Here is a 21,795-nt window from a genome sequence, read left to right on the forward strand (position 1 = left end):
CATCCTGGCGAGCATCGAGAGATTTTGTCTGCGAATTTCTAACTCAGGACACTAGTGCGCTGATAACGGCTTCCTGGGTCTTGAAGCTGGAGTACGGCGTTCCAGATGGAGATTGGCCGAGCATCAGGTCCAGCATCCCTCCGATGATGTTCAGATAGGTAGCTTCGGCCCGGTCGCTGATGGGGCATTGAGCGCACGCGGGGATCGCCGTGGACTGCTTGAGAAGAGCATCGTGCTTCTCCTGCAATTCTTGCAGTTGACGCTTGTACAGACCCAAGGCAGATTTAAGGGCGAGTCGTTCGACCAGCATGGCTTGCCCCGTTTCTAGCGAGATGACAGGATGGGCGATACGCTCGCCGCGCGAGAACAGGAAGCCAGGACGTTGCTCGGGGTAGTGCTGGCGCATCCAGCGCTTCAGATCGACATGGCGAACCGTCAGATCAGGGGACTCGATCAATGCGATATCGCGTGTCGTGATGCCGTTCTCCCCGAAGGGCAGTTCCCCATTGAGGATGCCGTCGTAGATACGTTCGGTGTACAGCCGCAGTTCGCCCCAGCGTGGGCAGTCCAACGACTCTGGCAGATTCCTGGGAGATGAAATCGAGGCCAGGATCACGGGCTCGTACCGCAACAGCCCAGCCCAACGGATGGACGCTTCAATCGGGCGATAGAACACCTTTGATGTTGGTGCATCATTCTTGTTCTCGTGCATGCTCCGTCTCCTTCCAGGAGAAGAACTACATGGCCGACTCCTTTGTCGCCGAACCCGTGGTCGGGCAGTTGTCTGTGCAGGAAGCGAACCCCGAGGCCCGGTTCGTCATGAGGCTTGAGCACCTCCCACCAGTTCGTTCTACTGGTAGCCGTCATGTGCCCAATGTGTAAAAATTCATCGACCGCTAGAAGGTCGAGCATCGAGATAGAGGCTCGACAGTGACGCTCACGCTATCAGCGTCGTAATAAGTTGCGGCTTCTGCAAAACTGTCTCGGTATGGCCTTATATGCCAGCGGTGTCACAAGGCGCAGTGGCATGGCTGTTGTCGTCTACCGTCCCGTTAAACGCAGCGAAACCACGCCTGTCATACCCATCCAGGCATCCTGATATACCGATAAAGAATCGCGCGCATAGGCACGATGGCTAGGGTGCGCGCTCTTTCATGGTGAACTGCCCACATGGCGGACGTGCGCTCGACGCTTCGCGGTTGCCGCTTCAAGGCGACATGCGAACTGCGCCGACATCGGAGGCATCTGGCTGGCCTGCATCGTGGTCTTGAAGCGGGAGAAGAGGGTCAGCCAGCGAACCTTGGTCCGTCGCGGACTGAGGGCGCGTTTGCCGGGTACGTGTCCGTGGCCGCTAGTGGTGCTCTTTGGATGATCCTTGTTGCCGAGGACGAAAAATAAGGCTACAATTGAGGTCTTCGCTGACCACCCAAGCGAAGAAAGTGTTTGGGAAACAACGACTTACTGCTCTAGTAAACGTCTCGTTTCCCGCTCCAAATTCAAAGGGAAGCTCAGGCTTCCCTTTTTTCTTGGTGCAACGCAATCATCCAATCTTCAGTGATTGCGTTGCTCTTGTTCGATGGGACGTTGCTCTGCGGCGACGTCCGGGTTACGCTGCCGGGCAACACGCACTCGGTGGCTGGCGCCCCGATGGTGAAATTGGTAGACACTGCGGACTTAAAATCCGCCGCTTCCTGAAAAGGGGCGTGCCGGTTCGACCCCGGCTCGGGGCACCATTACGATTCAATCATGTCAAGTTACAACGCTCCCTTCGAAATTCATGTCCACGGGCAGGTGCAGTTGCGGGCAGATGCCAGTTTCGAGCAACTGCAGGATGCCTTGAAGCCTTTGTGGAAATATGCAGGAGCGCGTTCTCTCGCTGACGGCGCCACCAGTGCCTATGAAGAAGAACCTGGCATCAAGTTCGACCCTAAAGAGCACCTTCTGCAGATTTGCTGGACCGTGCGGGGCGATGAAGATTTTCGCCAGACACTCGATGAAATGTGCATGAACCTCAACGAGCTTTGCGAAATAGGAGCTGCCTTGGAGGTGACCTTCTACGACGCAGAGTTTGAAGAAGAGGACGGTCAAGACGGCGCCGAATCCCGTGACGATTTTGTAATGCTTTTCGTTGGGCCCACACCGGCCGCCATCATGCAAGTGCAGCGCGACCTGCTGGTGCAAGACGTGGTGAACATGATGGAGCGCCACTTTGATGGCGCTGAGCTAGGTGGTGTGGTCGCCGAGATCGACAAGCTGTTCACGCAGCGTTTTGATGCGCTGGTGAACTCGCTAGAAATTGGCAAGCCCCCAAGGGGCCCTGGTGGCTCGGGCAGTGGGCACGGTGGCGGTCGTCGCCCCCGCCATCTGCATTGAGCCCCTGGCGGCAGGTGAAAAGACTCGGGTGTTTTGTGCGCTCAGGTAAGGCCTTTCACGAAAATGGCCTTCCTGCACAATGTTCCAGGGCGCTGCCATTGTTTTTAGTCATCCATGGCTTCTGATCTTCCGTATCTGCGCGCCTACCCTGTGGCGCTGCAGGAGCAGGCACGCGATTTGTTGGAGCAGGGGCAACTGGCAAACGTGCTGCTGCGCAAGTATCCCCAGCCCCACAGCGTACGCAGCGACAAGGCCTTGTACGACTACGTACAAGAGCTGAAGACTCGTTACTTGCGCAACGCTGGTACGGTCAACAAGGTGCTTTTTGACAACAAGATCCACGTGGTGCGCAATGCCTTGGGCTTGCACACTGCGGTCTCGCGGGTGCAAGGAAGCCGCCTTGCGGCCAAGCATGAGATTCGCATCGCCTCGATGTTCAAGCAGGCTCCTGATGAGTTTCTGCGCATGATCGTGGTCCACGAATTGGCTCACCTGCGTGAAAAGAACCACGACAAGGCGTTTTACCAGTTGTGCAGCCACATGGAGCCGCAGTATCACCAGTACGAGTTTGACCTGCGCCTGTACCTCACACACATGGACCACGCAGGTGCCCGGTTGTGGGGCGATGAGCTTGTTTGAAATTGTTGGTTGATTGCTATAAAGTTAATAGCTTGTGGCGCTTATTCATCAAGCGCTAGGGCCACTTTTTATCTATATTTTTCAGCGCACTGATACGGACCGGCAGTGTTCCGTTGGCAGGTTTAGCCAACGCTTGGCAGCCGCTTCCATCATGGCCACTGGGCCTGTGGTCAGCAGGAGTACGGAAGGAGTAACGTCCGCACTTTCCTCGGAGAGGTTGCCGCCAGCGGAGCCTGCTGTTTGCAACAAGCCTGCAGCGTCGAGCAGGCGCTTGGTTTGGCGAGCAACAGGTTCACCGGTTTCTATGAATTGCACGTCTGGGCCCACCAGCGTGCGCAACTCGTGGGCTACAAAAATGTAGTGGGTGCAGCCCAGAACCAGGGTATCCATTTCTCCTGGCGCTGTACCAAAGGCACCCATGGCATTCACATAACGTTTGCACAATGCGCCCGTTTCAGTGCTTTCAACTGGGTAGGAGGCTGGGGCTACAGGCAATGCCACGCTGCGTTCAATGGCGTGTGCGAGCCCATCGCAGGGTTGCACCACAAAATGGGCTTGATCGGCCAATGAAGCCATCAGCTTGCCAAACTTGGCACTGGTGAGCGTCCCGCGCGTGCCGATCACGCCCACATGCCCAGTCTTGGTGACTGCCAGAGCCGATTTGATGGCGGGCTCCAGCCCCACCAGGAGCAGGTCGGGGTGGCTGCTGCGCACTTCGTGGATGGCCGCCGCCGTGGCGGTGTTGCAGGCCACCACCAGCGCTTTGATGTCGTGCTGCTCACGCAGGTACTGGGTGATGGCGTGGGTGCGCGCAGCCACAAAAGCGTCGCCGCGCTCGCCATAAGGGGCGTTGGCGCTATCGGCCAGGTACACAAAACGTTCGTGGGGCAGGGCTGCCAACAGCGCTCGCAGCACGCTCAGCCCGCCGACGCCGCTGTCAAATACACCGATGGGAGAAGAAGCCTGCGGCATCGTGAACCAAGCTCTGGCAGTGGGGAAACAAGCATTGTAGGAAAGACGAGGAGCCTGCGCGGACACGCTAGCTTGAATCAGGATGTCAGTCACTATGCAGAAATGAAAAAACCGCCCGAAGGCGGCTTTTCAAGATACGGCCAAGTGGCAAGCAAGGGCGCCTGGCCGTCTGAGAGCGTCAGCCTGCAGCCACTTCAATGCCCTTGAACTCGCCCGAGGCAATGCGCTTTTGCCATTCGGCCGGGCCGGTGATGTGGGCGCTGGTGCCGCCAGAGTCCACGGCCACGGTCACCGGCATGTCCACCACTTCGAATTCATAAATGGCTTCCATGCCGAGGTCTTCGAAGCCCACCACCTTGGCGGTCTTGATGGCTTTGGAGACCAGGTAGGCGGCGCCGCCTACGGCCATGAGGTAGGCCGACTTGTGCTTCTTGATGGCTTCAATGGCAACCGGGCCGCGCTCGGCCTTGCCCACCATGGCGATCAGGCCGGTCTGGGCCAGCATCATCTCTGTGAAGCCATCCATGCGTGTGGCGGTGGTCGGGCCTGCGGGGCCCACGGCCTCGCCCTTCACGGGGTCCACAGGTCCCACGTAGTAGATGACGCGGTTGGTGAAGTCCACGGGCAGCTTTTCGCCCTTGGCCAGCATGTCCTGGATGCGCTTGTGCGCGGCATCGCGGCCGGTCAGCATCTTGCCGTTGAGCAGCAGCGTGTCGCCGGGCTTCCAGCTGGCGACTTCTTCCTTGGTCAGGGTGTCGAGGTTGACCTTCTTGCTCTTGTTGTAGTCGGGCGCCCAGTCCACGTTGGGCCACAGGTCCAGGCTGGGGGGCGTGAGGTACACGGGGCCCGAGCCGTCCATCACGAAGTGGGCGTGGCGCGTGGCGGCGCAGTTGGGGATCATCGCAATCGGCTTGCTGGCCGCGTGCGTGGGGTACATCTTGATCTTGACGTCCAGCACGGTGGTCAGGCCGCCCAGGCCTTGCGCGCCAATGCCCAGGGCGTTGACCTTTTCATACAACTCCAGGCGCAGCTTTTCGACATTGTCGAGTTCGGCCCCGCTGGCTTGCTTGGCCTGCAGCTCGTACATGTCCAGGTCGTCCATCAGACTTTCCTTGGCCATGAGCACTGCTTTTTCAGCCGTACCGCCAATGCCGATGCCCAGCATGCCGGGCGGGCACCAGCCAGCGCCCATGGTGGGCACGGTCTTGAGCACCCAGTCCACCACGTTGTCGCCGGGGTTCAGCATGTACATCTTGGACTTGTTCTCCGAGCCGCCGCCCTTGGCCGCCACGGTGATGTCCACGGTGTTGCCGGGCACGATCTCGGTGAAGATCACGGCGGGGGTGTTGTCCTTGGTGTTCTTACGGGCGAACTGCGGGTCGGCCACGACCGAGGCGCGCAGCGTGTTGTCGGGGTGGTTGTAGCCACGGCGTACGCCTTCGTTGATGGCGTCATCCAGGCTGCCGGTAAAACCTTCCCAGCGCACATCCATACCCACCTTCAGGAACACGTTGACGATGCCGGTGTCCTGGCAGATGGGGCGGTGGCCAGTGGCGCTCATCTTGCTGTTGGTGAGGATCTGGGCGATCGCGTCCTTGGCCGCTGGGCTCTTTTCGCGCTCGTAGGCGCGGGCCAGGTGGGCGATGTAGTCGGTGGGGTGGTAGTAGCTGATGTACTGCAGCGCACCAGCGATGGATTCGATCAGGTCTTCTTGGCGAATGGATGTCGTGGTCATGGCGGGAAGTTTGTGGGGATGAAATCGACAGCCTTCGATTATCCCTCTGCGGGCTTGCGTGGTTCTGTCAGGGTTATCTGGTCGCTTGCATGCCTGCTTTGAGCCACTGGCTTGTGCGCCATGGGATGGACTGGTTATGCTGAGTACCGTCCTTCACTCGCAAGCCAGGATCCTGCACATGACACTGCACAACGGCAAAGCATCGGCCTACCGCACGGAGCGCGACACTTTTGGCCCCATCGACGTGCCCGCGCGCCGGCTGTGGGGTGCGCAAACCCAACGCTCTTTGCAGCACTTTGCCATCTCGGGCGAACGCATGGCCCCTGAACTCATCCGGGCGCTGGCCCAGGTCAAGCGTGCCAGCGCGTATGTGAACCACAGCCTGGGTTTGCTGGATGCCACCCGCACCACGGCCATCGTGGCGGCTTGCGATGAAGTGATGGCTGGCGCGCATGAAGAGGAATTTCCTCTGGTGGTCTGGCAGACCGGCTCGGGCACCCAGACCAACATGAACATGAACGAGGTGCTGGCCAACCGGGCGAGTGAATTGCTCAGTGGCCCGCGTGGGGAAGGCCGCCTGGTGCACCCCAACGACGACGTGAACAAGAGCCAGTCGAGCAACGACGTCTTTCCTACGGCGATGCACCTGGCGGCGGTGGATGCGCTGACCCATAAGCTGCTGCCCGCCCTGCATGCGTTGCGCATGACGCTGGCCGCCAAGGCTGAAGCGTTTGCCGACATCGTGAAGATTGGCCGCACCCACCTGCAGGACGCGACCCCGCTGACTTTGGGGCAGGAGGTATCGGGCTGGGTGGCACAACTAGACCATGCCGAGCGCCACGTTCGTGCAGCCATGCCCCACTTGTGTGAGCTGGCCCTGGGCGGCACGGCCGTGGGCACGGGCTTGAACGCCCCGGCGGGCTATGCCCAGGCCGTGGCCAAAGAACTGGCCGATTTGACCGGCTTGAATCTGGTGACGGCACCGAACAAGTTTGAAGCCCTGGCCAGCTGCGATGCCCTGGTGCAGGCTCACGGCGCGCTCAAGGGGCTGGCGGTCAGTTTGATGAAGATTGCCAACGATGTGCGTTGGCTGGCCAGCGGGCCGCGCAGCGGGCTGGGCGAGATATCCATTCCTGAAAACGAGCCTGGCTCGTCCATCATGCCCGGCAAGGTCAACCCGACGCAGTGCGAGGCCATGACCATGCTGTGTGCTCAGGTCATGGGTAACGATGTGGCGATTGGGGTGGGTGGGGCGTCGGGCAATTTCGAACTCAACGTGTTCCGGCCCATGGTGATCCACAACTTTTTGCAGAGCGTTCGCCTGCTGGCCGATGGCATGGTCAGTTTCGACAAGCACTGTGCCTCGGGCATTGAGCCGAACCACGAACGGATTGAAGCGCTGGTCGAGCAGTCTCTGATGCTGGTGACCGCGCTCAACCCCCATATTGGCTATGACAAGGCTGCCGCCATTGCCAAGGTGGCCCACCAGCAAGGAATCAGCTTGCGAGAGGCCGCTCTGGCCTCGGGCCATGTGACGGCACAGGAGTTTGACGCCTGGGTCGTGCCGCGCAATATGGTCTGATGGAAGGAAGCACCCCGGGGCGTTCAGAGATGGACCGGGGCGTCAGCGGCTCAATGCGAGTCGCTGGGGTGTGACATCAATCGGTCGGTCAGCGCAATCGCCAGGGCGCTCAGCAAGAACACCACATGAATGATGGTCTGCCACATCAGCACCTTGAGGTCATAGTTGGCCGCATTGATAAAGGTCTTGAGCAGGTGGATGGAGCTGATGCCGATGATCGCCGTGGCCAGCTTCACCTTGAGCACTGAAGCGTTCACATGGCTCAGCCATTCGGGTTGGTCGGGGTGCTCTTCCAGGTGCAAGCGCGACACAAAAGTCTCATAGCCCCCCACGATCACCATGATCAGCAGGTTCGAGATCATCACCACGTCAATCAACGCCAGCACCACCAGCATGATGATGGTCTCGTTGAGCGCAGTGACTTCGAAGTCACTCTTGTAACCAATGCTGGTAACCAGTTGTTTCAGGGCGGCGGTGTTGCCGAATGCGGCTTCCACCAAGTGAACCAGCTCTACCCAAAAGTGAAAGACATACACCGCCTGCGCAAGAATCAGCCCCAGGTACAGCGGTAGCTGCAGCCAGCGGCTGGCAAAGATGAGTGAGGGCAGGGGGCGCAGTGGGGCGCTGGTTTTATGCTGGGATTTGGACATGCGAACCTGCGTGAGGCAAGAAAGTTAAGGGGCGAAAAGCGAACGCGCGATTCTAGGGGCGCTCTGTGACGGCCGTCGAAACCAAGGGCTAACCCTGAGCCGAATAGTCACCTGCGAGTCAGTAGCATGTAAGTGGGGCAGAAGACAGTACCTGCGAATTCTTATTCCAATGACCCAGGAGACAACACCATGAGTGCAACAACATCTTCAATTGAGTCTGTGTTGGTGGAAAACCGAGTGTTTCCGCCAGCCGACGCAGTGGTCAAAGCTGCGCGCATCTCCGGCATGGCCGGGTACGAGGCTCTGTGCAAAGAAGCTGAAGCTGACTTCGAAGGCTTCTGGGCCAAGCAGGCGCGCGCCAATGTGCAGTGGACCAAGCCTTTCACCCGCACACTGGATGAGTCCAACGCCCCGTTTTTCCGCTGGTTCGATGATGGCGAATTGAACGCCAGTGCCAACTGCCTTGACAAGCACATTGGCACGCCCACCGAGAACAAGACCGCCATCATTTTCGAAGCCGATGACGGCGAGGTCACCAAGATCACCTACAAGGAGCTGCTGGCCCGCGTGAGCCAGTTTGCCAACGCGCTCAAGGCCCACGGCGTGGCCAAGGGCGACCGCGTGCTGATCTACATGCCCATGACCATCGAGGGCGTGATTGCCATGCAGGCCTGCGCCCGCATTGGTGCCACGCACAGCGTGGTGTTTGGCGGCTTCAGCGCCAAGGCTGTGCATGAACGCATCATCGACGCAGGCGCCGTGGCCGTGATCACCGCCAACTACCAGATGCGTGGTGGCAAAGAGTTGCCGCTGAAGGCCATCATTGACGAGGCCTTGGCCATGGGCGGCTGCGACACCATCCGCAACGTGTTCGTCTACCAGCGCACGGCCACGACCTGCAACATGGTGGCCGGGCGCGACAAGACCTTTGCCGAAGCGCTGGCAGGCCAAAGCACCGAGTGCGCACCTGTGGCCGTGGGCGCCGAGCACCCGCTGTTCATCCTCTACACCAGCGGCTCCACCGGCAAGCCCAAGGGCGTGCAGCACAGCACCGGCGGTTATCTGCTGTGGGCCAAGATGACCATGGACTGGACGTTTGACCTGCGTGCAGACGATATCTTCTGGTGCACGGCCGACATTGGCTGGATCACGGGCCACACCTACGTGGCTTACGGCCCGCTGGCGGCAGGCGCCACGCAGATCATCTTCGAAGGCATCCCCACCTTCCCGAACGCAGGCCGCTTCTGGCAGATGATCGAGCGCCACAAGTGCACCATTTTCTACACCGCTCCCACGGCCATCCGCTCGCTCATCAAGGCAGCCGAAGCCGACGAGGCCGTGCACCCCGCGCGCTCCGATCTGTCGAGCCTGCGCATTTTGGGCAGCGTGGGCGAGCCCATCAACCCCGAGGCCTGGATGTGGTACCACAAGAACGTGGGCGGCGAGCGTTGCCCCATCGTGGACACCTTCTGGCAGACCGAGACTGGCGGCCACGTCATCACCCCGTTGCCCGGCGCTACACCACTGGTGCCCGGCAGCTGCACGCTGCCCCTGCCCGGCATCAAGGCGGCCATCGTTGATGAGATGGGCAACGACGTGCCCAACGGCTCGGGTGGCATTTTGGTCATCAAGCGCCCTTGGCCCAGCATGATCCGCACGATCTGGAATGACCCCGAGCGTTTCAAGAAGAGCTACTTCCCCGAAGAACTCAAGGGCTACTACCTGGCAGGCGACGGCGCTGTGCGCAGCGCTGACCGTGGCTACTTCCGCATCACTGGCCGTATTGACGATGTGCTGAACGTGTCGGGCCACCGTATGGGTACGATGGAGATTGAGTCGGCCTTGGTCGCCAAGACCGATCTGGTGGCTGAAGCCGCTGTGGTGGGCCGCCCCGATGATGTGACGGGCGAGGCCATTTGCGCCTTCGTGGTGCTCAAGCGTTCACGTCCCACTGGCGAAGAAGCCAAGCAGATCGCCAACGAGTTGCGCAACTGGGTGGCCAAGGAAATTGGCCCCATTGCCAAGCCCAAGGACATCCGCTTTGGTGACAACCTGCCCAAGACCCGCAGCGGCAAGATCATGCGCCGCTTGCTGCGCAGCATTGCCAAGGGCGAGGCCATTACGCAGGACACCAGCACGCTGGAAAACCCCGCAATCCTGGATCAACTGGCCCAGACCAACTGACCCTTTTACGGTCTGACCTCACAAAGCGCCTGCCAAGCAGGCGCTTTTTTTATGGCCTGCGCGATTTGCGCTTGCTTGGCCCATTCATCGGGCGCATCGCTGCGCCTTTGTAGGATGGAGGCGCAACTTTGGCTTGGCATCGCTGCCAGCTCCGCAGTTGGGGTACAAACGCCCTCTACATGCCCTGCCGCTGGCCTTAGAGGATTCGCCCACGCGTTTGATGGTGTGAATCGCTCTTCCAGTCAGGGCTACAAGGTGCCAGTCTGGTTTGCGAAGGAGTTTTTATGAAGATGTTGTCCACCCTGTTGCTACTGATCATCGTGGCGATTGCAGGTTTGGCCTTGCTCAATTGGGACGCCTTGTCCGTGGTGACAGCGGTGTCTGTGGGCTTGGCGACCTTTGACGCCCCTCTGGGGCTGCTCATGCTGGGGCTTACCGCGCTGCTGGCCGTCTTGCTGGTGGCCTACGTGTTGTCTTTGCAAGGCTCGGTATTGCTGGAAACGCGTCGTCATACCAAGGAAATGCAGGCCCAGCGGGAGCTGGCCGACAAGGCCGAAGCATCGCGCTTTACCGAGCTTCGCGCATTTCTGGAGCAACAGCAAAGCCAGGCCCATGCTGCATTGTTGAACCGGCTGGACAACATGGAAACCCGGCTCACTGCGCGTGCGCAGGAGTCTGACAACACCACGGCGGCCTACGTGGGCCACTTGGAACAAAAGCTGGTGGGGCGCAGCGAACCGATGGCCTGAGGCTGGGTACACGCGTATTCGCCTGCTGCACTGTCTTACCCCACAGCAACAAAAAAGCCGCCAACCCAAAGGTTTGCGGCTTTTTTGCTTGGCGGGCTTGCGGCCCGCCGAAGTAGCGCGATGCGCTGATTACTTCTGGGCCATCACCCAGGCAGCCAGCTTCTTGGCTTCGGCTTCGTTCACTTGTGCGTTGGCTGGCATGGGCACGGGGCCCCACACGCCAGAGCCGCCCTTGATGATCTTGACGGCCAGCTTGTCCACAGCGTCTTTTTGACCAGCGTACTTGGCAGCCACGTCCTTGTAAGAAGGACCCACCAGCTTCTTGTCGACAGCGTGGCAAGCCATGCAATTCTTGGAAGTTGCGAGGGCTTGGTCGGCCATGGCAGGGGCAGCAACGGCAAGCGTCATGGCGATGGTGATCAGGGCACGTTTCATGGTGGGTTTCCTGTGGTTGGGTTACAGTTATTTCAACGCGATTGTAGTGATGCGCGTTGACTTCCGGTTGTGTTTGGTCAACGAATGCAATCACATTTTTTGAGGGGGCGGTTATGTATCTTTTAGGCATTTCACTTCTGTTGCTACTGCTCAAGTACATGGAGATTGGCCCCGTGGCTACATGGTCCTGGTGGGTGATTGTGGGCTCCTTCGGCGCCACGGCCGCATGGTGGATGTGGGCCGATGCCACCGGGTACACCAAGCGCAAGGCCGTTGAGCGCATGGAAAAGCGCAAGCAGGATCGCATCAACAAGAACAAGGAAGCCCTGGGCATGCGCCCACGCAAGCCCCGCTGAGGCTGTGTGGCGTCAAGACCCGTTCTTGGGTGGCCCCAGCTTCGTTTCCTCGCCTTTGCGCTCTTGGGGCCATGGCGAATGGCTCAGGGTTAACCTGCGGCTTCTCGCAAGGCCGGTTTTTTTCTGCTGGGGGATAATTCCCCGGCGCTCTTTCGCCTTTTTCCAACACTTCACCCGACATCACGATGCCCGTTTACCGCTCCAAAACCTCTACCGCTGGTCGCAACATGGCTGGTGCCCGCTCGCTGTGGCGTGCCACCGGCATGAAGGACGACGACTTCAGCAAACCGATCATTGCGGTGGTCAACTCGTTCACACAGTTTGTGCCAGGCCACGTTCACCTCAAGGACCTGGGCCAGCTGGTGGCGCGTGAGATCGAGGCGGCGGGTGGCGTAGCCAAAGAATTCAACACGATTGCCGTGGACGACGGCATTGCGATGGGCCACGACGGCATGCTGTACTCGCTGCCCAGCCGCGACATCATTGCCGACTCGGTGGAATACATGGTCAACGCGCACTGCGCCGATGCCATGGTGTGCATCTCCAACTGCGACAAGATCACCCCCGGCATGTTGATGGCTGCCATGCGGCTGAACATCCCCGTGGTGTTCGTCTCGGGTGGCCCCATGGAAGCTGGCAAGGTCAAGCTGGCCAACCCACAGACACAAAAAATCGAATTCAAAAAGCTCGACCTGATCGACGCCATGGTGATGGCCGCCGACGACAAGGTGAGCGATGCCGACGTGGCCGAGGTCGAGCGTTCTGCCTGCCCCACCTGCGGTTCCTGCTCGGGCATGTTCACCGCCAACTCGATGAACTGCCTGACCGAAGCCCTGGGCCTGTCGCTGCCCGGCAACGGTACCGTGGTGGCCACGCACGCCGACCGCGAGCAACTCTTCAAGCGCGCTGGCCGTCTGGCGGTAGAGCTGTGCAAGCGCTACTACGAAGAAGAAGACACCACCGTGCTGCCGCGCTCCATGGGCTTCAAGGCCTTTGAGAACGCCATGACGCTGGACATCGCCATGGGCGGCTCTACCAACACCATCCTGCACATCCTGGCTATCGCGCAAGAAGCCGAGATCGACTTCACCATGGCCGACATTGACCGCATTTCGCGCGATGTGCCCCAGCTGTGCAAGGTGGCGCCCAACACCAACAAGTACCACATCGAAGACGTGCACCGCGCAGGCGGCATCTACGGCATCCTGGGCGAGCTGGACCGTGCGGGCAAGCTGCACACCGATGTGCCCACCGTGCACACCAAAACGCTCAAGGAAGCGCTGGACGCGTGGGACATCAAGCGCAACCCGTCCGACGCCGTCAAGACCTTCTACATGGCCGGCCCCGCTGGCATCCCCACGCAAGTGGCTTTCAGCCAAAGCACCCGCTGGCCCAGCCTGGACGAAGACCGCGCCGAAGGCTGCATTCGCGCCTATGAGCACGCTTTCTCCAAGGAGGGCGGCCTGGCGGTGCTGACCGGCAACATCGCCGTCAACGGCTGTGTGGTCAAGACCGCAGGCGTGGACGACAGCCTGCTGGTATTTGAAGGCCCCGCCCATGTGGTCGAGTCGCAGGACGAAGCCGTGGCCAACATCCTGGCCGACAAGGTCAAGGCAGGCGATGTGGTCATCGTGCGCTACGAGGGCCCCAAGGGCGGCCCCGGCATGCAAGAGATGCTGTACCCCACCAGCTACATCAAGTCCAAGGGCCTGGGTAAAGCCTGCGCGCTGCTGACCGATGGCCGCTTCTCGGGCGGCACCTCGGGCCTGTCCATCGGCCACGCCTCGCCCGAAGCCGCTGCTGGCGGCGCCATTGGCTTGGTGAAGAACGGTGACCGCATCCGCATTGACATTCCCAACCGCAGCATCAACGTGCTGGTGTCTGACGAAGAGCTGGCAGCGCGGCGTGTGGAGCGGGACAAGCTGGGGTGGAAGCCTGCGCAGCCACGTCCTCGCAAGGTGTCTGCCGCACTCAAGGCCTACGCCAAGCTGGTCATGTCGGCCGACAAGGGCGCTGTGCGCGATTTGTCGTTGCTGGACGACTGAGAGGCTCCCTCTCGGCAGTCATAAGCTCCAGTCATCGCCACCCGCGCTGCGGCGCACCTGGAGTGGCTTGGTTGGATGCACTGACCCCATGCAAAAGGCCGCCAAGCAGTGATGCTTGGCGGCCTTTTTGATGGTTATGCTATTGATTTAATAGCTGCTTGCGCTTGATTGGAGGGCGCTAGAGCTTGATTTGATCAAATATTGCGAAGTGAGCGGTTGCCCTGGGCTCAGCCCATTAAGACCCTTCAGGCCGCAGCTTGCGACTGGCTTTGCAGATAGTTCGGCAGGCCCATTTTTTCGATCAGGCCCAACTGCTTCTCCAGCCAGTAGGCGTGGTCTTCCTCGGTGTCGCGCAGCTGGGCCAGCAGCAGGTCACGGCTCACGTAGTCGCGCACGCTCTCGCACAGCTCCATGCCTTTTTGCAGGGCATCGCGCACTTCGTATTCCACAGCCAGGTCTTTTTGCAGCATCTCCACCACCGTGGTGCCGGGGGTGAAGGGGTTGGGGCGCATGTCGGGCATGCCGCCCAAAAAGAGGATGCGGCGCAGCAGCGCGTCGGCGTGCTGGGTTTCTTCCTGCATTTCGTGGTCAAGGCGGGTGTACATCTTCACCAGGCCCTGGTCTTCGTAAATGCGAGAGTGGATGAAATACTGGTCGCGCGCCGCCAGCTCGCCGCGCAGCAGGTTTTTGAAATATTCGATGACTTGTGGGTTGCCTTGCACGGCGTGTTCCTTTTTTGGGTTCATGAAGCCGAAGGCTCTGGGTCGAGAGTATCGCGTCCAATGCATTGACGAATGGATGCCGCTGCGCGATCGACCATGCATCAGTTGACTGTGATCGTGCGCATCCCAAAAAACGAGGCGCCAGGTGCATAGCGCGCAAGAGGCTCAACACCATGTGGACACTGGCTCCAGGCCCGTCATGGGTTGCGGGCACAATACCGCCCACCATGCTGACTTACCCCCACATTGACCCCGTTGCCCTGCAGTTGGGCCCCCTCGCCATTCACTGGTACGGCATCACGTATCTGGTGGCGTTTGGGCTGTTCATGTTCCTGGGCACGCGCCGCCTGCGGCACGAGCCCTTTGCCTCCATCACCGGCCCCAGCGCCTGGACGCGCAAGGATGTCGAGGACATTCTTTTCCTCGGCGTGGTGGGCGTGGTCATTGGCGGGCGACTGGGGTACTGCCTGTTCTACAAGCCCGGCTACTACCTCACCCACCCGCTGGAGATTTTTGCGGTGTGGCAGGGCGGCATGGCTTTCCACGGTGGCCTGCTGGGCGTGATTGCCGCCATGCTGTGGTTTGCCCATTCGCGCAAACGCCCCTGGCTGCAGGTGGCTGATTTTGTGGCGCCCTGCGTGCCCACTGGCCTGGCTGCAGGCCGCGTGGGTAACTTCATCAATGGTGAGCTGTGGGGCCGCTTTGCCAGCCCCGATCTGCCCTGGGGCATGGTGTTTGCGCACAGCGGTTCGCTGCAGCCGCGCCACCCTTCGCAGGTTTACCAGTTCTTGCTGGAAGGGCTGCTGCTGTTTGTGCTGCTGTGGCTGTATGCCCGGCGCGAGCGCAAACAAGGCCAGGTGGCCGCCGCCTTCCTGGTGGGCTACGGCAGCTTCCGCTTCATTGCCGAATATTTCCGCGAGCCCGACAGCTTCCTGGGCCTTTTGTCGCTGGGCATGAGCATGGGCCAGTGGCTGTGCGTGCCCATGGTGGCCGCAGGCATTGCGCTGTGGGTGTGGGCGCAGCGCCAGCCGGTGGCTGCACGCCGCTGAGCTGCGCGGCGTTCAATTCCCCGGCTCCGGGTTGGCGAGCTGGGGGCTCTGCCTACCAAGCGCTTTCTGTGCGCTGAAATCTTTGTGGTCCGACCTCAGTGCCAGCAACGCAACGTTGCTGGCCGTGCATCCTGCTGCGCATCGACCGCCTTCGTGAATTGCTATTATTTTAATAGCTGCTTGCGCTTTTCTATCGGGCGCTAGAGCCTTATTTGGCTCAAATTTCAGCCAAGCACCGCTGGCGCTTCGCCCAGACCCGGCCGCCCACTCATCACCCTCCAAGTGTTGTGCAACCGCCGCAGACTGCGGCTATTTACCCCGCCCGGGCCAAAACTCGGAGTTTCCACCTTGTGATTTTTCATAATTATGAGAAATTACAAATGAAATCGACAGATGCCGTGCTGTTGAACGCGGTAGGGTGAAAAAACACCCCCGGCTTACGTTCTTCAGCATCCGTCGTCCCCCCATTCGGGGCTTGCTTTCATTTTCCAGGAGCTGTTTCACACCATGCGCCCGGTTCCCAATTCACTGCACGATGAAGTCGCCTCGCGGCTGCGCGAGCAGATTTTTGGTGGCGCACTGCCGCCAGGCAGCTTTCTGGACGAGGCTGCGCTGTGCGAGCGGCTGGAGATTTCGCGCACGCCGCTGCGCGAGGCGCTGAAGGTGCTGGTGGCCGAGGGGCTGCTGCGCCACGAACCCCGCCGGGGCTGCTTTGTGGCCGAGGTGACGGACCGCGATCTGGACGAGATCTTCCCCGTGATCGCCTTGCTGGAAGGGCGTGCCGCCCACGAGGCCACACAAAAGGCCAGCAGTGCCGATGTGGCAGCGCTCGAAACCCTGCACCAGCGCCTGCAGCAATGCGCCAGCGAAGGCCGCATCCCCGACTACTATGCCGCCAACCACGCCATCCACGAGGCCTTCATCACCCTGGCCGACAACCGCTGGCTGGCCCAGGTGATTGGTGATTTGCGCAAGATTTTGCGGCTGGCCCGCCTGCAGCAGTTGCATGCGCCGGGCCGGTTGCAGCAAAGCCTGGCCGAGCACCTGGCCGTGTTTGCCGCCCTGAAGGCGGGCGACAGCGCGGCCGCTGAAGACGCCATGCGCACCCATTTGTTACGCCAGCGCGATGCGCTGCGCGATGTGGCCCGTAACCAGCAATCGAGGTTGACACCATGAACAGCACCGCCGAATGGATCTCCCGCAGTGTCTCCCGTCTGCGCGCTGCCGCCCCCGTGGCCGACAAGGAGGGCGCCAAGGGCGCCGAAAAACTGGCCCGTGCCAGCACCGATAAATCGGGCGTGACCGATGTGGTGCCCAAGGTGGCCGCGCCGCGCTCCACGCACGAACGGCTGCAGGCCACGCTGCGCCGCGGGCAAGAGGCCTTGTCGCCCCGCGCGCTGCGCCGCCTGCACACTGATTTGCAAGCCGTGGTGGCCCCGCAGGTGAGCGAGCTCGAAGGTGGCCGCCGCGCCCAGGCCGTGGCCGAGTGGTATGCCACCGCCGAGCTGGAAGAGCGCCGCGACATGTGGCTGCTGCTGTGTGAGCAGTTTGCGCCCGACGCCACCGAATTCAAATCGGCCCGCCAGCGCTACGAGGCCGCCGCAGGCACGGCCGAAGAAGGGCAGGCCGAAATCTCGCTGCGCCGCGCGCTGGTGTCGCCGCGCACCCGGCTGCTGCAGCGGTTTGCGGTGTTCCCCGATGGCATGCGCTTTTTGGTGGACATGCGCGCCGAGTTGCTGCCCCTGCTCAAAAGCGACAAGCGCCTGCTGGCGCTCGATGCCGAGCTGGAGCAGTTGTTCTCTACCTGGTTTGACGTGGCGTTTTTGGAGCTGCGCCGCTTGTCGTGGGACTCGCCCGCGTCGCTGATCGAAAAGCTCATCAAGTACGAGGCCGTGCACGACATTCGCAGCTGGGCCGATCTGAAAAACCGGCTGGACAGCGACCGCCGCTGCTATGGCTTCTTCCACCCCCGGCTGCCCAACGAGCCGCTGATTTTTGTGGAAGTGGCGCTGGTGGACAAAATCTCGCCCAGCATCACGCCGCTGCTGGACGAATCTGCCGCGCCCGTCGATATCACCCGTGCCACCACGGCGATTTTTTACTCCATCAGCAACACGCAAACCGGCCTGCGCGGCGTGAGCTTTGGCGACTCGCTCATCAAGCATGTGGTGGAGACGCTGACGCAGGAGTTTCCGCGCCTGCGCACGTTTGCCACGCTGTCGCCCATCCCGGGTTTCCGCGCTTGGCTTTCCAAGAACGCGGGGGCCATGCTTGACCGCCTGGACGACAAGCGCCGCAGCGAACTGGGCCGGGCCGTGGGGTTTGAGCCGCCACAGGCCACGCACTTCCTGGCGGCGGTGGACAAGCCGCTCGACCTGGACGCCAAATCGCCCGTGCGGCAAATGCTGCTCGAATGCGCCGCCCACTACCTCGCCCGCGAAATGGTGGACGGCAAGCCGGTGGATGCCGTGGCACGCTTTCACCTGGGCAACGGCGCGCGGGTAGAACGGCTGAACTGGGCGGGCGACCCGTCTGCCAAGGGATTGAAACAATCGTATGGGTTGATGGTGAATTACCTGTACGACTTGAAGCGCATTGACAAGCACCGCAGCTTGCTGGCGCAAGGCAAAGTGCCAGCGTCGGGAGACATCGACAGCCTTTGCCGCCATTGATGGTCGGTTCGCGAGCCTCTGAACAGGTTCTCAGAGGCTCCGCCAGGGACGGACTTCCTTTTTTATAACGACGACAGGAGACAAGGAATGACAACAGAAAACATGGTGCAGCGCCGCGACGTGCTGCGAACCGCCGCAGGTGCTGGCCTGGGCTTGCTGGGCGCGGGCAGCGTGTGGGCGCAGGCATCGGCCTGGCCCACCAAGCCGGTGAACCTGGTGGTGCCGTTTCCTGCCGGTGGGGGCACCGATGCCTTTGCGCGCCCCCTGGCCGCGCAGTTCTCCAAAGCCACCGGTAAAACGCTGGTGATTGACAACCGCGGCGGCGCGGGCGGCACCGTGGGCGCCAGCTTTGCGGCCCGCGCGGCGGCCGATGGCTACACCCTGTTCATGGGCGGCGTGCACCATTCCATTGCCCCCGCCATGTACCCCAAGCTCGATTACGACATCGAGAAAGACTTCATCCCCCTGGCCCTGCTGGCCCAAGTGCCCCAGGTGCTGGTGGTCAACCCCAAGACGCCCTCGGCCAACTTCAAGCAGTTCCTCGACCATGTGAAGAAGAACCCTGCCAAGCTCAACTATGGCTCGGCCGGCGCAGGCACGTCGCACCACCTGGCGGGCGAGTTGTTCAAGCAGCAAACGGGCACCTTCATCACGCACATTCCTTACCGCGGCGCGGGCCCCGCACTGCAAGACCTGATTGGCGGCAATGTGGACATGATGTTTGACGGCCTGGGCTCATCGGCCGCGCACATCAAGGGCGGGCGCATCAAGGCGCTGATGGTGTCGGGCACCAAGCGCAACCCTGCCTTCCCCGATGTGCCCTGCGCCGCCGAAGTGGGCCTGCCCGACTACACCGTCACCACCTGGTACGGCCTGTGGGCCCCCAAGGGCACGCCCGCCGACGTGCAGGCCAAAATCGTGGAAGAAATTCGCAAGCTCGGTTCGTTTGACGAACTCAAGTCCATCTGGGCCAACAACGGCGCAGACTACGGCGGCATGACGCAGCAGCAATTTGCCGCCTTCGTGAGCGGCGAAGTCAAGCGCTGGTCTGACGTGGTCAAGGCCTCTGGCGCCAAATTGGACTAACCCCCTGAGGCGCTTTGCGCCTTCCCCCTGAAGGGGGACGCCACCCGTGGCCTGGCAGAGCCAGTTCCACGGTGGCGCTGGTGATAGTGCAGTGCGGGTGCGAAGGTTGCGGGGAATGTGAAGGAAATGGATACCAAGATGTCGGGTGAAGTGTTGATGAATGCTGGTGAGGGCGGCGTGGTGCATGTCACCCTTCGCCACGCCGGGCGTCTGAATGCCATGTCGCGGCCCATGTGGCGGCAGTTGCGTGCGGTGTTTGAAGACGTGCAGCGCCGCACGGACGCGCGCTGCGTGGTAATTGCGGGTGAGGGCGGTGCCTTCTGCGCCGGGGGAGACATTTCGGAATACCCCGGTTTCCGGTTTGACGCAGCCGCGCTGCGCGACTTTCATGAAAACGACGTCTGGGGCGGCCTGAACGCCATGCTGGCGTGCGATGTGCCCATCGTCGCCAGCATCAGCGGCGCCTGCATGGGCGCGGGGGTTGAGATTGCCAGCTGCTGCGATGTGCGCGTGTCGGGCGCTGCGGCCCGCTTTGGCGCGCCCATTGCCAAGCTCGGCTTTCCCATGGCCCCGCGCGAGGCGCAGCTGGTAGCTGCCGCTGTGGGCGAAACCGCCGCCCGCCAAATGCTGCTGGAAGCCGCCACCTTCACCGCCGCCGACATGCTGGCGCGCGGCTTTTTGAGCCGCGTGGTGCCCGACGACGATGTGCCCGCCGAAGCCCTGGCCAGCGCCCGCCGCATCGCCGCCCTGGCCCCTGGCGCCGCACGCATGAACAAGCAAGTGCTTCGAGCATTAAAAACGCCTCCGGCGCTTGATGGGAAAGCGCCAGCAGCTATTGAAATGATAGTGAACGGCCCGCACGACCCCTATGCCTACGCCGACAGCGCCGAGCACCGCGAAGGCATCACCGCGTTTCTTGCCAAAAGACCCCCTGTGTTTTAACCGCTGAACTGCCCGCCTACTTATGAGCAACCAAAACCTCTTCAGCGCCCTGCGCGCCGCCTTCCCGTCTGACCTGGACAGCACCGCCGTCGAAACCACCGCCGCAGACGGCACGCCGCTGTTCTACACCTGGCGCGACCTGGACCGCGCCAGCGCCCGCATCGCCAACCTGCTCGCCTCGCTCAAGCTGCCCGAAGGCAGCCGCGTGGCCGTGCAGGTCGAAAAGTCCGTCGAAGCCATGGCCCTGTACCTGGCCACGCTGCGCGCGGGCTACGTGTTCTTGCCGCTCAACACCGCCTACCAAAGCGCCGAGATCGAATACTTCATCGGCAACGCCGAGCCCGCCGTGGTGGTGTGCAGCCCCGGCAACTTTGGCTGGGTCAGCAAAATCGCCTTCACCCTGGGCACGCAGCATGTGTTCACCCTGGGCGATGACCGCACCGGCAGCCTGCTCGATCGCGCAGCCCACCACAGCGACGAGCACCAGGCAGTGGCCCGCAGTGCCGACGACCTCGCCGCCATCCTCTACACCAGCGGCACCACCGGCCGCAGCAAGGGCGCCATGCTCACGCACGGCAACATGCTCAGCAACGCCGTCATGCTCAAGGACTACTGGGGCTGGACGGCTACCGGAGGGCCTGATGGCCGGGGCGATGTGCTCATCCACGCCTTGCCCATTTTCCATGTGCACGGCCTGTTCGTCGCCATCCACGGCGCGCTCATCAACGGCAGCAAGATGATCTGGATGGCCAAGTTCGACCCCAAGGCCGTCATCGCCGCCATGCCACGCGCAACAGTGTTCATGGGCGTGCCCACGCTGTACGTGCGCATGCTGGCAGAGGCGGGCTTGAACAAAGATGCGGTGAAGAACATGCGCCTGTTCATCGCAGGCTCTGCACCGCTGCTCATCGAAACCTTCAAGGAATGGCAGCAGCGCACTGGCCACACCATTCTGGAGCGCTACGGCATGAGCGAAACCATCATGCTCACCAGCAACCCCTACGCCGCCGACAAGCGCTACAACGGCCAGGATGAACGCCGTGGCGGCACCGTGGGCTTCCCCCTGTCGGGCGTGAGCCTGCGCGTGCAGGGCGACGACGGCAAAGACCTGCCCGTGGGCAAGATCGGCGGCATCCAGGTCAAGGGCCCCAACGTGTTCAAGGGCTACTGGCGCATGCCTGAAAAGACGGCCGAAGAGTTCACCAAAGACGGCTACTTCAAGACCGGCGACGTGGGCAAGGTCGATGAACGCGGCTACGTCCACATCGTGGGCCGCAGTAAGGATCTGATCATCAGCGGCGGCTACAACGTCTACCCCGCAGAGATCGAGGGCTACATCAACGACATGCCCGGCGTGGCCGAAAGCGCCCTGGTCGGCGTGCCCCACCCCGACTTTGGCGAAGTGGGCGTGGCCGTGGTGATTGCCAAACCCGGCGCCAAGCTGGATGCCGACGCCATCGTGGCCCAGCTCAAGTCACAGCTGGCCAACTTCAAGATTCCGAAGAAGTGCTTTGTGGTGGCGGAACTGCCGCGCAACACGATGGGGAAGGTGCAGAAGAATTTGCTGCGGGATCAGTACAAGGGGTTGTTTGCTTGACCCACTA

General features: G+C 61.5%; 18 protein-coding genes, 1 tRNA gene and 1 pseudogene. 14 read left to right on the forward strand and 6 right to left on the reverse strand.

The annotated features are described in order from the left end of the window. Nucleotides 1–46 precede the first annotated feature (46 nt). A pseudogene (locus IHV84_RS06385) lies at nucleotides 47–712 on the reverse strand (hypothetical protein); the annotation flags it as partial. Nucleotides 713–1,641: 929 nt separating this feature from the next. On the opposite strand from IHV84_RS06385, the gene IHV84_RS06390 reads away from it, so the two are divergent. From IHV84_RS06390 to IHV84_RS06400, 3 genes are all read left to right on the forward strand, one after another. Beyond that, a tRNA-Leu gene (locus tag IHV84_RS06390) sits at nucleotides 1,642–1,733 on the forward strand. A 13-nt stretch (nucleotides 1,734–1,746) separates the two neighbouring features. Next, nucleotides 1,747–2,373, forward strand: a complete 627-nt coding sequence (locus IHV84_RS06395) for a DUF6806 family protein (protein WP_044402542.1) — start codon at nucleotides 1,747–1,749, stop codon at nucleotides 2,371–2,373. Between the two features lie 114 nt (nucleotides 2,374–2,487). Continuing rightward, nucleotides 2,488–3,012 (forward strand): M48 family metallopeptidase, encoded by a 525-nt coding sequence (locus IHV84_RS06400; protein ID WP_067512151.1) that lies wholly within the window; start codon nucleotides 2,488–2,490, stop codon nucleotides 3,010–3,012. An 81-nt stretch (nucleotides 3,013–3,093) separates the two neighbouring features. Here the strand turns inward: IHV84_RS06400 and murI are convergent, their stop codons facing one another. Further along, complete coding sequence (gene murI / locus IHV84_RS06405; protein WP_066696930.1) at nucleotides 3,094–3,984, reverse strand: glutamate racemase; 891 nt, start codon at nucleotides 3,982–3,984, stop codon at nucleotides 3,094–3,096. A gap of 178 nt (nucleotides 3,985–4,162) precedes the next feature. Then, nucleotides 4,163–5,719, reverse strand: a complete 1,557-nt coding sequence (locus IHV84_RS06410) for a fumarate hydratase (RefSeq protein WP_066694756.1) — start codon at nucleotides 5,717–5,719, stop codon at nucleotides 4,163–4,165. Nucleotides 5,720–5,897: 178 nt separating this feature from the next. Here IHV84_RS06410 and fumC point away from each other — a divergent pair, with 178 nt between their 5' ends. Continuing rightward, nucleotides 5,898–7,301, forward strand: a complete 1,404-nt coding sequence (fumC, locus tag IHV84_RS06415; RefSeq protein ID WP_198846261.1) for a class II fumarate hydratase — start codon at nucleotides 5,898–5,900, stop codon at nucleotides 7,299–7,301. A 50-nt stretch (nucleotides 7,302–7,351) separates the two neighbouring features. Here fumC and IHV84_RS06420 read toward each other — a convergent pair whose 3' ends face one another. Continuing rightward, the gene (locus tag IHV84_RS06420; protein WP_044402557.1) at nucleotides 7,352–7,951 is read right to left on the reverse strand and encodes a TIGR00645 family protein; all 600 of its coding nucleotides are present in this window, start codon (nucleotides 7,949–7,951) and stop codon (nucleotides 7,352–7,354) included. Between the two features lie 189 nt (nucleotides 7,952–8,140). Here IHV84_RS06420 and acs point away from each other — a divergent pair, with 189 nt between their 5' ends. Together acs and IHV84_RS06430 are read left to right on the forward strand one after the other, a co-directional pair. Further along, a complete protein-coding gene (acs, locus tag IHV84_RS06425; protein ID WP_198846262.1) occupies nucleotides 8,141–10,135 on the forward strand; it encodes an acetate--CoA ligase in 1,995 nt (664 codons plus the stop codon). Between the two features lie 284 nt (nucleotides 10,136–10,419). Continuing rightward, complete coding sequence (locus tag IHV84_RS06430; protein WP_198846263.1) at nucleotides 10,420–10,884, forward strand: LapA family protein; 465 nt, start codon at nucleotides 10,420–10,422, stop codon at nucleotides 10,882–10,884. 129 nt (nucleotides 10,885–11,013) lie between these two features. Here the strand turns inward: IHV84_RS06430 and IHV84_RS06435 are convergent, their stop codons facing one another. Beyond that, the gene (locus IHV84_RS06435) at nucleotides 11,014–11,319 is read right to left on the reverse strand and encodes a c-type cytochrome (RefSeq protein ID WP_066699349.1); all 306 of its coding nucleotides are present in this window, start codon (nucleotides 11,317–11,319) and stop codon (nucleotides 11,014–11,016) included. A gap of 113 nt (nucleotides 11,320–11,432) precedes the next feature. Between IHV84_RS06435 and IHV84_RS06440 the strand changes: the two genes are divergently transcribed. Then, complete coding sequence (locus IHV84_RS06440) at nucleotides 11,433–11,675, forward strand: TIGR04438 family Trp-rich protein (RefSeq protein ID WP_044398679.1); 243 nt, start codon at nucleotides 11,433–11,435, stop codon at nucleotides 11,673–11,675. Between the two features lie 185 nt (nucleotides 11,676–11,860). Further along, a complete protein-coding gene (gene ilvD / locus IHV84_RS06445) occupies nucleotides 11,861–13,720 on the forward strand; it encodes a dihydroxy-acid dehydratase (RefSeq protein ID WP_198846264.1) in 1,860 nt (619 codons plus the stop codon). Between the two features lie 245 nt (nucleotides 13,721–13,965). Here the strand turns inward: ilvD and bfr are convergent, their stop codons facing one another. After that, nucleotides 13,966–14,442 carry a bacterioferritin gene (gene bfr / locus IHV84_RS06450; RefSeq protein WP_067512193.1) on the reverse strand — a complete coding sequence of 159 codons (477 nt, stop codon included), beginning with the start codon at nucleotides 14,440–14,442 and terminating at the stop codon, nucleotides 13,966–13,968. Nucleotides 14,443–14,669: 227 nt separating this feature from the next. Here bfr and lgt point away from each other — a divergent pair, with 227 nt between their 5' ends. The 6 genes from lgt to IHV84_RS06480 all read left to right on the forward strand — a co-directional run bounded on the left by lgt (nucleotide 14,670) and on the right by IHV84_RS06480 (nucleotide 21,788). After that, the gene (gene lgt, locus IHV84_RS06455; protein WP_044398671.1) at nucleotides 14,670–15,491 is read left to right on the forward strand and encodes a prolipoprotein diacylglyceryl transferase; all 822 of its coding nucleotides are present in this window, start codon (nucleotides 14,670–14,672) and stop codon (nucleotides 15,489–15,491) included. A gap of 507 nt (nucleotides 15,492–15,998) precedes the next feature. Next, a complete protein-coding gene (locus IHV84_RS06460) occupies nucleotides 15,999–16,667 on the forward strand; it encodes a GntR family transcriptional regulator (protein ID WP_198846265.1) in 669 nt (222 codons plus the stop codon). Next, nucleotides 16,664–18,163, forward strand: coding sequence for a malonyl-CoA decarboxylase (locus IHV84_RS06465; RefSeq protein ID WP_198846266.1), 1,500 nt, complete (start codon nucleotides 16,664–16,666; stop codon nucleotides 18,161–18,163). Before IHV84_RS06460 ends, IHV84_RS06465 begins: the two co-directional genes overlap by 4 nt. A gap of 87 nt (nucleotides 18,164–18,250) precedes the next feature. Beyond that, nucleotides 18,251–19,249, forward strand: coding sequence for a tripartite tricarboxylate transporter substrate binding protein (locus IHV84_RS06470; protein WP_198846267.1), 999 nt, complete (start codon nucleotides 18,251–18,253; stop codon nucleotides 19,247–19,249). Between the two features lie 138 nt (nucleotides 19,250–19,387). Next, nucleotides 19,388–20,191, forward strand: coding sequence for an enoyl-CoA hydratase/isomerase family protein (locus tag IHV84_RS06475; protein WP_198846331.1), 804 nt, complete (start codon nucleotides 19,388–19,390; stop codon nucleotides 20,189–20,191). Nucleotides 20,192–20,213: 22 nt separating this feature from the next. Then, entirely contained in the window at nucleotides 20,214–21,788 is a 1,575-nt protein-coding gene (locus IHV84_RS06480; RefSeq protein WP_198846268.1) for a malonyl-CoA synthase, read from the forward strand. Nucleotides 21,789–21,795 lie beyond the last annotated feature (7 nt).

The sequence above is a fragment of the Acidovorax sp. IB03 genome, assembly GCF_016406015.1.
GTDB classification, from domain to species: Bacteria; Pseudomonadota; Gammaproteobacteria; order Burkholderiales; family Burkholderiaceae_C; genus Acidovorax; species Acidovorax temperans.